The 13491-nt window shown below is 72.0% G+C and carries 10 protein-coding genes; 6 read left to right on the top strand and 4 right to left on the bottom strand.

Annotated elements, in window-relative coordinates; translation table 11 throughout:
- Positions 1–441 precede the first annotated feature (441 nt).
- Positions 442–2022, top strand: coding sequence for a glutamine-hydrolyzing GMP synthase (gene guaA / locus ACZ9QC_RS15390; protein WP_184904513.1), 1581 nt, complete (start codon positions 442–444; stop codon positions 2020–2022).
- A gap of 15 nt (positions 2023–2037) precedes the next feature.
- Here the strand turns inward: guaA and ACZ9QC_RS15385 are convergent, their stop codons facing one another.
- Complete coding sequence (locus ACZ9QC_RS15385) at positions 2038–2520, bottom strand: pyridoxamine 5'-phosphate oxidase family protein (protein WP_472920656.1); 483 nt, start codon at positions 2518–2520, stop codon at positions 2038–2040.
- A gap of 255 nt (positions 2521–2775) precedes the next feature.
- On the opposite strand from ACZ9QC_RS15385, the gene ACZ9QC_RS15380 reads away from it, so the two are divergent.
- The gene (locus ACZ9QC_RS15380; RefSeq protein ID WP_184904509.1) at positions 2776–3570 is read left to right on the top strand and encodes a class II aldolase/adducin family protein; all 795 of its coding nucleotides are present in this window, start codon (positions 2776–2778) and stop codon (positions 3568–3570) included.
- A 101-nt stretch (positions 3571–3671) separates the two neighbouring features.
- Here ACZ9QC_RS15380 and ACZ9QC_RS15375 read toward each other — a convergent pair whose 3' ends face one another.
- Positions 3672–4628: a DUF4429 domain-containing protein gene (locus ACZ9QC_RS15375; protein WP_472920655.1), complete on the bottom strand. Its 957-nt coding sequence runs from the start codon at positions 4626–4628 to the stop codon at positions 3672–3674.
- Positions 4629–4984: 356 nt separating this feature from the next.
- On the opposite strand from ACZ9QC_RS15375, the gene ACZ9QC_RS15370 reads away from it, so the two are divergent.
- On the top strand, positions 4985–6265 hold the full coding sequence (locus ACZ9QC_RS15370) for a hypothetical protein (protein WP_472920654.1): 1281 nt from the start codon (positions 4985–4987) through the stop codon (positions 6263–6265).
- A 496-nt stretch (positions 6266–6761) separates the two neighbouring features.
- Positions 6762–7310: a DoxX family protein gene (locus ACZ9QC_RS15365; RefSeq protein WP_472920653.1), complete on the top strand. Its 549-nt coding sequence runs from the start codon at positions 6762–6764 to the stop codon at positions 7308–7310.
- 618 nt (positions 7311–7928) lie between these two features.
- Here the strand turns inward: ACZ9QC_RS15365 and ACZ9QC_RS15360 are convergent.
- Positions 7929–9398 (bottom strand): PspC domain-containing protein, encoded by a 1470-nt coding sequence (locus ACZ9QC_RS15360; protein WP_472920652.1) that lies wholly within the window; start codon positions 9396–9398, stop codon positions 7929–7931.
- 131 nt (positions 9399–9529) lie between these two features.
- Here ACZ9QC_RS15360 and ACZ9QC_RS15355 point away from each other — a divergent pair, with 131 nt between their 5' ends.
- Positions 9530–10855, top strand: coding sequence for an ATP-binding protein (locus ACZ9QC_RS15355; protein ID WP_472920651.1), 1326 nt, complete (start codon positions 9530–9532; stop codon positions 10853–10855).
- Positions 10852–11727 (top strand): LuxR C-terminal-related transcriptional regulator, encoded by an 876-nt coding sequence (locus ACZ9QC_RS15350; protein ID WP_472920650.1) that lies wholly within the window; start codon positions 10852–10854, stop codon positions 11725–11727. The genes ACZ9QC_RS15355 and ACZ9QC_RS15350 overlap by 4 nt, the downstream gene beginning before the upstream one ends.
- Before the next feature lie 234 nt (positions 11728–11961).
- Here the strand turns inward: ACZ9QC_RS15350 and ACZ9QC_RS15345 are convergent, their stop codons facing one another.
- Positions 11962–13041 (bottom strand): C40 family peptidase, encoded by a 1080-nt coding sequence (locus tag ACZ9QC_RS15345; RefSeq protein WP_472920649.1) that lies wholly within the window; start codon positions 13039–13041, stop codon positions 11962–11964.
- Positions 13042–13491: the final 450 nt, after the last annotated feature.

Below are 13491 nucleotides of genomic sequence, written 5' to 3'. Positions count from 1 at the left end.
GCCGCCTGCCGCCTGCCGCCTGCCGCCTGCCGCCTGCCGCCCGGCCGTCGCCCGACGTCCGCGCCCCGTCGTGGGCGCGGGGAACCGTGTGACAAGCCCCGACCAAGGCGCCGGTCGGCCACGAACCGATCCGGCCGTTCGGCGTCGCTCCCGCACAGGGGCGTCCCCGTCCGGTGCCTGCCCTGATCGGTGCCCGCGCCGTGGTCGATTCCCGCGCGGTGGTCATGCCCGTCCTCACGGCTGGTGCTTCCGACGTGAGGGGTTCTCCCGTGCCGGGCTCCTCGACCTGGGCCGGTGTCCTCTTGGCCTACCGCGTGGGGTGGTGGGTGGGCGAAGGTGCGGCGGTCCATGCGCGGAGCCTCCGGTGGGCCCACTTCACGAGCGCGCACCCCGGTAGACTCGGACCACACAGACCCCCGCCCCACCGCCGGAAGGCACTCCGTGTCATCAGCGAACCCCGCTGCCGCCGCTCCCGACACCGTCCTGGTCGTCGACTTCGGCGCCCAGTACGCCCAGCTCATCGCCCGACGGGTCCGCGAGGCCCGGGTCTACAGCGAGATCGTGCCGAGCACCATGCCGGTCGCGGAGATGCTCGCCAAGAACCCGGCGGCGATCATCCTCTCCGGCGGCCCCTCCTCGGTCTACGCCGAGGGCGCCCCCCGCCTCGACCGCGACCTCTTCGAGGCCGGCGTCCCCGTCTTCGGCATGTGCTACGGCTTCCAGCTGATGGCCACCACCCTCGGCGGCACCGTCGACAACACCGGCGCCCGCGAGTACGGCCGTACCCCCCTGCACGTCTCCAAGAGCGGCAGCACCCTCTTCGAGGGCACCCCCGACGAGCAGTCCGTCTGGATGTCGCACGGCGACGCCTGCTCCGCCGCCCCCGAGGGCTTCACCGTCACGGCCTCCACCGACGTCGTCCCGGTCGCCGCCTTCGAGAACGACGAGAAGAAGCTGTACGGCGTCCAGTACCACCCGGAGGTCATGCACTCCACGCACGGCCAGCAGGTCCTGGAGCACTTCCTCTACCGGGGCGCGGGCATCACCCCCAGCTGGACCACCGGCAACGTCATCGAGGAGCAGGTCGAGGCCATCCGCGAGCTGGTCGGCGACAAGCGCGCGATCTGCGGCCTCTCCGGCGGCGTGGACTCCGCGGTCGCCGCGGCCCTCGTCCAGAAGGCCATCGGCTCCCAGCTGACCTGCGTGTACGTCGACCACGGCCTCATGCGCAAGAACGAGACCGAGCAGGTCGAGAAGGACTTCGTCGCCGCGACCGGCGTCCAGCTGAAGGTCGTCGACGCGGAGGAGCGCTTCCTGAAGGCGCTGGCCGGGGTCTCCGACCCCGAGCAGAAGCGGAAGATCATCGGCCGCGAGTTCATCCGCGTCTTCGAGCAGGCCCAGGCGGAGATCATCGCCGACGAGGGCCCCGAGGTCGCGTTCCTCGTCCAGGGCACCCTCTACCCGGACGTCGTCGAGTCGGGCGGCGGCACCGGCACGGCCAACATCAAGTCCCACCACAACGTCGGCGGCCTGCCGGAAGACCTCGAGTTCAAGCTGATCGAGCCGCTCCGCAAGCTCTTCAAGGACGAGGTCCGGATGGTCGGCCAGGAGCTGGGGCTCCCGGAGGAGATCGTCCAGCGCCAGCCGTTCCCGGGCCCCGGCCTCGGCATCCGCATCGTCGGCGAGGTCACCAAGGAGCGGCTCGACCTGCTCCGCGAGGCCGACGCCATCGCCCGCGAGGAGCTGACGGCGGCCGGCCTCGACCGTGACATCTGGCAGTGCCCGGTGGTGCTGCTGGCGGACGTCCGCTCCGTCGGCGTCCAGGGCGACGGCCGCACCTACGGCCACCCCATCGTCCTGCGCCCGGTCTCCTCCGAGGACGCCATGACCGCCGACTGGTCGCGGCTGCCGTACGACGTCCTCGCGAAGATCTCCACCCGCATCACCAACGAGGTCGCCGACGTCAACCGCGTCGTCCTCGACGTGACGAGCAAGCCGCCGGGCACCATCGAGTGGGAGTGAGTCCCCGGCAGGGGCTCAGGTCCGCTTGAGGGTGCGCACCGGCTCTCCGGGCTTCCAGACCTGGACGACCAGGTACTTGTCGTCCTCGACGTAGGTCCGTACGACCTCCGTCAACTCGGTGCGGAAGAGGTGGAACGGCTCCGGCGGTTCCACCTCTTCGCCGTACGCGGCCTTCTCCGCCGGATCGTCGACCTCGACCGCCCGGCCGCTCACCCGTACGTCCCCGCCGCCCATCCCCGTGCCCGGCCCCGGGTTGGCCTGCAGAGCGAAGCGGGGATCGCGGCGCAGATCGAGCGCCTTGAGCGAGTCGGGCATCATCCCCAGCCACAGCTCCCCCCGCTTGAACCGGACCTCCAGCCCGGTCGTACGCGGCGAGCCGTCCTTGCGCAGCGTGGCGAGAACGTGATGGGTGAAGGCCCCGAAACGCGCTTCGACGGTCTCGGCGAGCTCAGGTTCGGCGGCGGCGAAAGCGCCCCAGTTCGACAGATTCTCCGGCATACGTCGAGTCTCACCCGGATACCCGACAACCACTGTCCGGTTACCCCGAGCGACGTACGGCCGACGTACGGCCGACGTACGTGCCGATGCGCGGGCGCCGAACGGGCGCCGTACGGCCCGGCCGAGCGGTGCGCCGCCTGACGCGCTTCGGTGACTTGCGTAACGGTTGCGCACTCTCTTCACGAGACGGACCTGTTCTCCCCGGGGGACCGACGGTAACTTCCGCTTCGTAAAGGAAGTCATTCTGGAGGACACATGCACGGGCCCACACCGCCCCTGCCCCTACCTACCGACCAGCTCCGGTTCGCCATGCCGCCGATGCACGAGTCGGTGGAGGACGAGCGACGGCACCGCAAGGAACGGCTGGCCGGGGCCCTGCGGATCTTCGGGCGCATGGGGTTCGAGGAGGGGGTCTCGGGACACATCACCGCGCGCGACCCGGAGTTCAGCGACTGCTTCTGGGTCAATCCGTTCGGGATGCCCTTCAAGCACGTCACGGTGAGTGACCTGGTCCTCGCCAACCAGGACGGCCAGGTGATCGAGGGCCGCTACCACGTGAACCAGGCCGCGTTCACCGTCCACGCCCAGGTGCACGCCGCCCGCCCGGACGTCGTCGCCGTCGCCCACTGTCACTCCGTGCACGGCCGCGCCCTGTCCGCCCTCGGCGAGCTGCTCGACCCGATCACCCAGGAGTCCTGCGCCTTCTACGAGGACCAGGCGCTCTACGACCACTACACGGGCGTCGCCGTGGACGCGGACGAAGGCCGCCGCATCGCCGCCGTCCTCGGCAGCCGCAAGGCCCTCGTGCTGCGCAACCACGGACTGCTGACGGTCGGCGACTCGGTCGACGCGGCGGCCTGGTGGTTCCTGTCCATGGAGCGCTCGGCCCAGGTGCAGCTCACCGCGAAGGCGGCCGGCCGCCCCCTGCTCATCGAACACCGGCTGGCCGTCGCGACACGTGAGCAGGCGGGCGGCGACCTGGTGGCATGGATCAACTACCAGCCGCTGTGGCAGGACATCAGCCGCAGCGAGCCGGATCTGCTGAGTTGAACCGGAGCACCCGGAAGGGCGCGCGGGGAACCGCGCGATCAGCCCCACAGCCCCCGCCGACACGTGACGGCCTGGTGGGACGGCGACCTCGCGCGTGCCCGTCAGAAGCCGCGCAGCACGGCGGCCTTCGTGGCCGCGAACTCCTCGTCCGTGAGGACGCCGCCACGGTGCAGCTCCCCGAGTTCGCGGAGCCGACGGAGGAGCGTGTCGTGGTGGTCGGAGGAACCGGGGCGGTCGGAAGAGCCGGGGCGGTCGGAGGCGTCGGGGCGGTCGGAGACCGACGGCCGGGCCGCGTCGGCCCCACCCGGCCTCGCGCCGTCCACGGGCGTGTTCGTGGGGCCGTTCGTCCGTGTCGACGGATGGGGGAGCCGCGCCGTGACCGCCGTCGCGACGAGCGCCGTGAGCAGGTCGCGACGCCCACTGCCCCACAGGTCGAGGGCGAACGGGTCCCGCTCCGGCGGCAGCTTCGAGAACACGGTCTCGCGCGTCACGAACCGCAGGAACCCGTCCTCGTAACCGGAGTTGGGCACCCACTCGACCTGCACCAGTTCCCCGACGTCGATGATCCGCGGGCCGGTCGCGCGCTTGACCCGGTCGGAGGTGTCGTTCCAGTCGATCCGGACCCGCGTCCCGTCGAACGACACCGTGCCGTCACTGGACCGCACCGACACCGGCACGGGCGGACCGGGCAGGAGGTAGGCCCCGGCGGGCTCCTTCGGCGTCTGCTCCAGCAGCATCGACTGCCGTATCTCCTCGGCCACGTACTCGGCGATCCCCGACCGGTCGAGATCGACCGTCAGCCGGTACGGGTCGGCCTCGTCCGGCAGCCGCCCGCCCGTGGCCTGCAGCAGCGGATCACTGCCCTCGCGCAGCCGCAACCGCAGCCGCCCGCGCTTGCGTTCGGGCTCGTAGACGACACCGGCCACCGCCTCCAGCGGCACCGCGATCTCCCCGTACGTCTGCCGGAACAGCGACACGGAACGGTGCAGGCCCGGCGTGATCCGGACCGTGTCGCCGTCGAAGGCCCAGACGCCGTCACGCTGGATGATCTCGGCCATAGAAGGATTCTCCCAGCCCGGTCAACACGAGCACCCGCACTTCACCCCGCGCCACCCACGCACGGAGTGGCCCTGCCGAATGCGGGCCGTGTTCCATACGGCACAATTCGCTGTCATCGCAGGGCAGTTGTACGGCCGCACGGCTGTGGTATTGAGCGGACGAATGTACGACACCGCGCTACGGCGGTATCGACGCAGCGGTACCGGCAACGTTCGGGCGACTGTCGTCGCCCTCGTGGCCGGAGCGGTGACAGCAGTGCTGGCAGATGGCAATGACGGTGGCGGCGAATGCCGAAGTACGCGGACGTGGGCGCGATGGCGCCCGCGGACGACGGCGCGGGAAGGCGGGCTCGGGCGTGGCGGTGCAGGAGGCGAGAGGGGGCATGGGCGCGGGCGCCCATGAAGGCGGGTGCACGTGCGGGGACTGCCCGCACGGGGCGCGCGCGGGACACCGGCGCGCGGTCGCCGAGTTCCTGCTGAAGCGGGAGGAGTTCGCGTCGGGGCAGGGGCTGCCGGCGGCGGTCGCGCACTCCGCGTCCGCCTCCCGTCAGTGGGTCTCCGACGAACTCACCCAGTCCGCGGCCCTCGTCGCCGAACGCGGCCGGGTCGAGGGCGAGACCTGGCTGGCCCGCCTGTGGCTGCGCACGGCGATCGTGGTGTGGGCCGCCGTCGCCACCCTCCTCCTCGTCCAGTCCCTCACCGCGATCGGCGCGGGCTGGACCTCGGCCCGCACCGCCGGTCTGCTCGCCGCCCTGCTGGTGGCCGCGGCCCTGACGGGCGCCGGGTATCTCCACCGGGCGCGTGGCGGTGCGCTCGCCCCGGTCATCGGCGAGGACAACCGTCTCTCCACCTCCCGCGCGGTCGCAGCCGGGTGGGTGCTCCTCGTCGTCTTCGCGGTCCTCGTGCTCGTCGGCCGCCTCGCCGCAGCCTCCGACCACCGTGAACGCGACGCCCTCATCGCCGGCCTCGACCTCGCCCGCGGCGCCGGCATCGTGACCGTCCTCGCCGTCGTCTGCGGCATCGCCGTCCTGGTCCGCCGCGTGGTCGGTCTCCGTGTCCTCTCCCAGCGCCTCCAGAAGGTCCGCGCCCACCGCCCCCGCGCCGCCGACCTCCTCACCGACGACTCCGGCCGCGGCAGCTTCACCGACATCCAGTACGTGATCATCTGCACCGTCGCCCTCGCCTTCGCGGCGGTCCGCCTCGCCCGCCGCCCCGACCAACTCCCCGACCTCCCCTGGAGCCTGGCCCTCCTCGTCCTCGTCTCCGCGGCCACCTACGTCGCCGGCAAGTACGCCGAGGGCGGCCGCCCCGTCATCCTCTCCGTCGTCCGCGCCCGCGAGGCCGGCGACCTCGACGCCCCCATCCGCAACGGCGACGACATCGAGATCCGCGGCTCCGGCTTCGTCCCACCCGGCGCCCAGACCGCCGATCACCTCTCCCGCATGGTCGTCCGCATCGGCCCCGTCCACGTGCACGTCCCGCTCGTCCCCGTCGCCGGCGGCTTCAGCAACCCCACCGACGCCGTCCTCACCGCCCCGGTCCCCGTCGACGTCGAACCCGGCAAGATCGAAGTCCAGGTCGTGACAGCGGCGGGCGTGGAGACCAACCGCTACACCATCGAGGTCGCAGCGGACTGACCGGTTGCCGGGGGGGTGGGACCCAAGGCGGACTGGCTGACCGGTTGCCGAGGGGACCGACTGACTCAAGGGCGAAGGAGCGGGGCGGGGAGCTCAGGGGGAGCGAGCCACTGTCCGTCCAGCGGAGGTGCGGGGTGCGGAGGCGGGGAGCGGCTCGGCCCTTCGGCCGGTGGCGCGGGGAGCAGGTCGACGCCTTGAACCCTCGGCCCCTCGGCCGGTGGCGCGGGGAGCGAGTCGGCGCCTCGTATCCTCGACCGGTGGCGTGGGCAGCGAGTCCGCGCCTTGGATCCTCGGTCCCTCGGCCGGTGGGCCGGCGGGCCGGAGGAAAAGGTCCGTCGGCGGTGGCGGGAAGCCTCCCGGACGGAGACCACCCTGCCCTCCCGACCAGGCTCTCCGACCCGGAAAAACACGCCCGAACCATTGAGCGCCCCCACCCCTCTGAACGTATCGTCTGTTGAGGGGTCAACGGCACGGCGGACAAGAGGCGGCGCAGACCATGACTCACGACATTCGCTCGGACTCCCACACCCCCTACTTCGACGGTGGCCCCGACTGGCGCGACACCGCCACCCGCTACGCCCTCCTGCCCCTACGCGTCTTCCTCGCCGTCACCTTCATCTACGCCGGCCTGGACAAACTCACCGACAGCGCCTTCATGGCGGACTCCGGCTCCGGCTCCATCGGCGACATGATGAGCGCCGCCCGAGACTCCTCCGCCATTCCAGCCATGATCGACATGGCCCTGAACAACCCCGTCGGCTTCGGCTACGCCATCGCCATCGGCGAACTCGCCGTCGGTATCGGCACCCTCCTCGGTTTCCTCACCCGCCTAGCCGCCTTCGGCGGAGCCCTGATCTCCCTCAGCCTCTGGCTCACGGTCAGCTGGTCGGCGTCTCCGTACTACTACGGCAACGACCTCCCCTATCTCATGGCCTGGATCCCGCTGATCCTCGCCGGCGCCCCGGCCCTCTCTGTGGACGCCGCCATCCGTTCCCGCCGCCGGGGCGGCCCCAGCAGGCACCGAGCGGGCGGCATCTACCACTGAGCCCCACGATGCCCCGCCGCGCTCGATGAGTACGGCTGAGGCCAGGCGGAGTCGGCAGGTGAGCGCGGCTGCGTCTGTCCACACCGGCTGAATTGTTCCGCTGGGGGAGCGTGCGGACCGGCCGGGCCGCGTGAGTCCGAGGAGCCTTGGCTCACTCCCCGCCCCACCCGCCCCGCTCCCAGCCGGACCGGCCTTCCGTCTTGGCCGCGCCCAGCCGCTCTCACCCGAGCCCGCCTTTCTCTCAGCTGCGCCCAGCCGCTCCCCAGCCGCTCCCAGCCGGACCCGCCTTCTTCCTGGCTTCGCCCACCCGCTCTCAGCCGGCCCTGCCTGCTCTAGCCATGCCCATCCGTCCCCGGCGCCCCGGATGCCCCCGCCGCTCCCGTGGGCCCAGCCGGTCCCCCCGGCCCCGTCGCCCCGGTTGCTCCCGACCGCCCCGCGCGCCGGCGGCCCCGTATCTCGTGGTCCAGAGAAGCCACCGCCCCCGCGAGACACAGCCCCCCGACCACCAGGGGTATCACCACGAACCACGGGGTCTTCCAGACGCCTCCCGCGTCGCCGAGGTACACGACACCGGCGGCGGTGAGGAAGAGGCCGGCGACGAGCTTCCCGGGCCGGAACTCATGCCGCAGCACGGGCCACCTCCGCCTGTCCCAGACCGACTTCGAGGTCGATGGTGAGTGTGCCCCCACTGCCCGAGCCCTTCGCGGGGGGCAGTGTCAGCCGGTCGCTCTTGTCCGGTGCCACGTCCACGTCCTCCTTGTCGTCACCCGGCAACTGGATGTCACCCAGGCCCACTTCGATATCGAGCCGTACGGTGACGTCCGGTGGAACCACCACCGTCACCTTGCCCGCGCCCACCTCCACGCTCGTGCTCAGCGACTCTCCCTTCGGTATGTCCACCCGGGACAGATCCAGCGTGCCCACTCCGGTCCCGAGCTCGTAGCGGGCCGCCACGCTCTCCGCGTTCCGCGGTGTCCACTTCGTACGGGCCCAGTCGGTGGTGATGTTCGACGGAAGCGCCGCCGTGCCCGCCAGGAGTCCCGCTGTGACCACGGCCAGGAAGATCGACCCCGCACCCGTACGGCCGAGGAAGGCGCTGAGGGCTATGCCGAGACCGAACACGGTCAGCGCGCAGGCCAGACCGGTCTGCAGGCTGGCGGTGAGGGTGCGGTCCTCCCAGGTGGCTCCGGTACCCGCGCCGCCGGCGAGCAGCGCGAGCAGGAAGATCCAGCCACCGATCCAGCGCGGCCCCCGCGGCTTCGGCGGACGCGTCACGCGTATGTCCTGACGGGTGGGCCGGATGCCCCGGGCGATGTTGACCGCCGCGGCTATGTCCCGGTCGCGGGATTCCCACGGGCCCCATAGATAGCCCGTGCCACCGATATGGGTGCCGTCCTTGATTATGGGGTCGCGCCACCACGACGGGTAGGCAGAAGCCACCGGCGGTGCCTGGGCCTCCGGCGGGGCGTCGGCCACCGCCTGGGCGGCCAGCGGATCGGGGTCGGGGGCGCCGCGGTGCTGTGACCAGTACCCCGCGCCGGCCAGGAGCAGGGAGACGACCACCGAGAAGGTCAGGACGGTGGTGTTGCCCAGCATGGTGAGGAAGACGCCGCAGCCGACCAGCGCGAAGAGCACGGCCGTGAGGGCCTGGCCGTCGACCCGGCCGGTCAGCAGCTTGCGTAGCTCGTTCTCCTCCTCGTCGTCGTACGGCACGAACAGCCAGGCGAAGCCGTAGAAGAGGAGGCCGAGGCCCCCGGTGAGGGAGAGCACCGCCAGCACCACGCGGAAGATCACCGGATCCATGTCGCACTGGCGCCCGAGCCCGGCGCAGACACCGCCCAGCATCTTGTACCGCCGGTCGCGGCGGAATCTGTGCGGGGGACCGGGGGAACCGGCCGAAGCGTCGTCGTCCGATCGATCCGCGGGCGCGCCCGCATCCGCCTGAGCGCCCGCGCCCTCGTGCGCGCGCGGCTCCTTGGCCGCCGTGCCCGGTGGGGGCACGGCGTCCTGCGGCTCGCTGGTGGGCCGCAGGGCGTCCGGACCCGAGCCGGGGCCCGGCTCCGCTGCCGCGTGCTGGTGATCCGTCATGCGTCCATCGTGACCGCCGCGCCGTTCCGATGGCACTCGGGATGACCCTGGTCGAACCCTGATATCCGTCAGGGGGATGTGTTCGATCACGCTCGCGTCGAAGATCAGGGACGTCTCGGGGGTCGACCCTGATGCCCCGCTCGGCCGTGCGTGTGAACATCGATGGCATGCCGGAAGCCGCAGCACTGCCAGTCGACACTCCGCGGCCCCCGCGCAAGCTCTACCGCAGCAGCGACGGACGCTGGCTCGGAGGCGTGGCGCGAGGGCTCGCCGGGCACCTCGGTCTGCCTGTGACCTGGGTGCGGCTCGTGTTCGCCGGCCTCTTCCTGGCCGACGGCCTCGGTGCCCTCCTCTACGCGGCGTTCTGGTTCTTCGTCCCCCTCGGCGTGGGAGGCGTCGACAACCAGCGGCCTCCGGCCATCGCCACGGAGACCTCCCCCGACGGCCGCCGCAGACTCGTGGCCCGCAAGCCCGACCGCGGCCAGATAGTCGCCCTCCTCCTCATGGTCGTCGTGGCCATGGTCTTCGTCGGCAATGTGAACCTGGGGGAAGGCGCCAGGGCGTATCTCTGGCCGACGGTGCTCGTCGCTGCCGGCGTCGCCCTGGTCTGGCGCCAGGCGGACAACGCGCGGCGGGCCCGCTGGGCCGAGGTCGGCCGCCGTCGACGCACGATCACCCTGCTGCGCTCCGTGGCCGGTGTCCTGCTGGTCACCGCGGGGGTCTCCGGGATATTCGTCCTCCAGGGCTCGGCCGCCCACCTCGGCTCGGTCCTCCAGGCAGCGCTCGCGGTCCTCGTGGGCATAGCCCTGCTGGCCGGACCGTACCTCGTGCGTATGACCCAGGACCTCTCCGAGGAGCGCCTGATGCGCATCCGCGCCCAGGAGCGCGCCGAGGTCGCGGCCCATGTCCACGACTCGGTGCTGCACACGCTGACGCTCATACAACGGAACGCGGACAACCCGAACGAGGTCCGTCGCCTCGCCCGCGCCCAGGAGCGCGACCTGCGGAACTGGCTGTACAAGCCCGAGGGCACGGGGAAGGACGAGGACGACGAGCCCGACACCCTCGCCGAGGCCGTCCGGCGGAACGCGGCCGAGGTCGAGGACAAGCACGGTGTCCCCATAGAGGTGGTCGTCGTCGGCGACTGCCCCCTCGACGAGGGACTGACCGCACAGATGCAAGCCGCGCGCGAGGCGATGGTCAATGCCGCCAAGTACGGTGGCGAGGGCGGCGCCGTGCAGGTCTACGCCGAGGTCGAGGGAAGGACGGTATTCGTGTCCGTCCGCGACCGCGGCCCAGGATTCGACCTCGACGCGATACCCGCCGACCGCATGGGCGTCAGAGAATCGATCATCGGCCGCATGGAGCGCAACGGAGGCACGGCACGGCTCCGCGCCGTACCGGGCGGCGGCACGGAGGTCGAGCTGGAGATGGAGAGGGCGGAGACGACGTCATGAGTGACGCGAACGGGGCCAACGACACTGCCGCACAGGGCGGCTCGGGCACGACGCCGAGCGGGGGACCAGGAGGTACGGCCGCGCGGGGCACGGGTTCGGCAGAGGGCCTGCCCGGCGAGCCCGCCCGGCAGGACCCGTCCGACCGGCCCACCGCGCCCGATGGTGCCGCCGCGCCCAGCGCACTCGGCGCACCGGGACCGTCCGGCCCCGGGCGGCATGTCCGGGTGGTGCTGGTGGACGACCACCGCATGTTCCGTACGGGAGTGCAGGCCGAGATCGGGCAGACGGACCGTACGGGGGTGGAGGTGGTCGGGGAGGCCCCCGACGTCGATCAGGCGGTCTCGGTGATCACGAGTACGCGGCCCGAGGTGGTGCTCCTCGATGTGCACCTGCCCGGCGGCGGTGGGGTCGAAGTCCTGCGCCGCTGTTCGTCGTTGATGGCGGACGCCGAGCAGCCCGTGCGCTTCCTCGCCCTGTCGGTGTCGGACGCGGCGGAGGACGTGATCGGGGTGATCCGGGGCGGCGCGCGCGGCTATGTCACCAAGACGATCACCGGCTCGGACCTGGTGGACTCCATCTTCCGGGTCCAGGAGGGCGACGCGGTCTTCTCTCCCCGTCTGGCCGGCTTCGTGCTCGACGCGTTCGCCTCCACCGACGCCCCGCCCGTCGACGAGGACCTCGACCGCCTCACCCAGCGCGAGCGTGAGGTGCTGCGGCTCATCGCCCGTGGCTATGCGTACAAGGAGATCGCCAAGCAGCTCTACATCTCGGTGAAGACGGTCGAGTCCCATGTCTCCGCCGTCCTGCGCAAGCTGCAGCTCTCCAACCGCCACGAGCTGACGAGGTGGGCGACGGCACGCCGCCTGGTGTGAGGCCGAAGGTCCGGCCCGGCGCCCTCGAAGTACCGTCGCGCGGCCGCTGGCGGCGAGGAGGAGGGCGAGGGCGGTGGGCGAGTGCGGTGGGCCGGGCCCGGAGCGCCCGGGTGGGACGCCGGGGTGGGTCGGCCGGGGTGGGTCCGGCCGCGCCCGCCAGCGCCGGGGCGCCCCCGCCCCCTTCCCACCCGCCACTCGGGCCCACGGCTCAGAGCCCTCGCCTCAGGGCCCCGCTCAAGCCACCCGTGTCGCGCCCGCGTACGGCATCTCGTCCAGGGGTGCCACGCGTACCGGGGCCGAGGGGTTGGGGGCGTGGATCATCTGGCCGTTGCCGATGTAGATGCCCACGTGGCTGATGCCGGAGTAGAAGAAGACGAGGTCGCCGGGGCGGAGGTCGGAGCGGGCGACGCGGGGGCCGGCGTTGATCTGGGAGTAGGTGGTGCGGGGGAGGGAGACACCGGCGGCGCGGTAGGCGGCGAGGGTGAGGCCGGAGCAGTCGAAGGCGTTGGGACCGGTGGCGCCCCAGACGTACGGGCTGCCGATCTTGGAGTAGGCGTAGGAGATGGCCGCGGCGGCGCGGGAGTTGGGGGCGTCGGATGTGGCGGAGGCGGGGGAGACCGGGCCGGTGAGGCCGCGCTGGGCCGTGGTGGAGGAGCGCGAGGCGTGCCCCGTGGTGCCGCTGCGGGTGTCGAAGCGTGAGCGGTCCTCGGTGGTGAGTCGGCCGAGCAGCTGACGGGCGTCGGTCAGCTTGGAGGTGACGGTTTTCTTATGGCGTTTCAGTTCGGTCTGCCGGGTCTTGAGCGTGCCCAGTTCGACGCGGGCGGCACCGCGCAGGCGTTCGATGTCCAGCAGTTGCTTCCGTACGCTCGCCACGTCCGCCGAGTGCCGGCTGCCGACGCGCTCGGCGAGGGCGGCGCCGTCCAGGTACTGGTCGGGATCGGCGGAGAGGGCGAGCTGCCAGGTGGGGGCGATGCCACCGTCCCGGTACTGCGCCGCCGCCAGCGAACCGAGTTCGTCCCGGGCCGAGTTGAGCCGTTCGGTGCGGCGGGCGGCCTGGTCGCGCAGCTCCTCGAGGTTCTCCTGGGCCTTGTCGGCCTTCTCCTTCGCGCCGTTGTACTTCTCGGTGGCGACCTCGGCCTCTTGGTACAGCTTGGCCACCTTCGCCCTGACCTGCTCCGGGGTGAGCTGGGGGTCGGCGTGCCCGGTGCCGTCGAAACCGGTCGCTGTCGCCGCGCCCGCGAGGGCGATCGTCGCGGCCGTGCGGGCCGTATGGCCGCCGAGCGAGCGCTGTCTGGGCTTGCGGTGCGCTGCCACGTGGAGTCCACGTCCTCTCCGTACGACCGCCGTCCGCAGTACGAACATCGTCTGTCCGTACGGACCGCCTGGGGGGAGCGGTGACGCGTCCGGCGGCGGCCCGCACAGGGGGAGCGGGACGCCGCCGGACCTTCTCGGCGGTGGTGGCCGACTGCCGCCCCTGGCCCGGGCGGCGGTGGGGAGCCGGTCACCTGAGGGAGGACGTTAAACCTGGCTGTGATGGCCCGGTAACGCGTTGTACGGAAGTGGCGCGCACCGACTGTGAGGTGACCGTATGTGACCGAGATCCTGGCCCGGCGCCGCCGACTTCACGCTGTGCGATGACCGATGCGGCGATTTCGGACCGGGCGGGTGCGTCTCGGTGCTATGGAGCGCATATATGCAAGGTCATCCGAGGGTGCCGGTCGAGGGCGCCGGTCGAAGGTTCCGGTCCGGCCGCCCCGGTGCCCG

This window comes from Streptomyces sp. HUAS MS02, assembly GCF_055702265.1.
The sequence above is the reverse complement of the archived record's forward strand: the minus strand, read 5'-3'. Positions and strand labels throughout refer to the sequence as shown.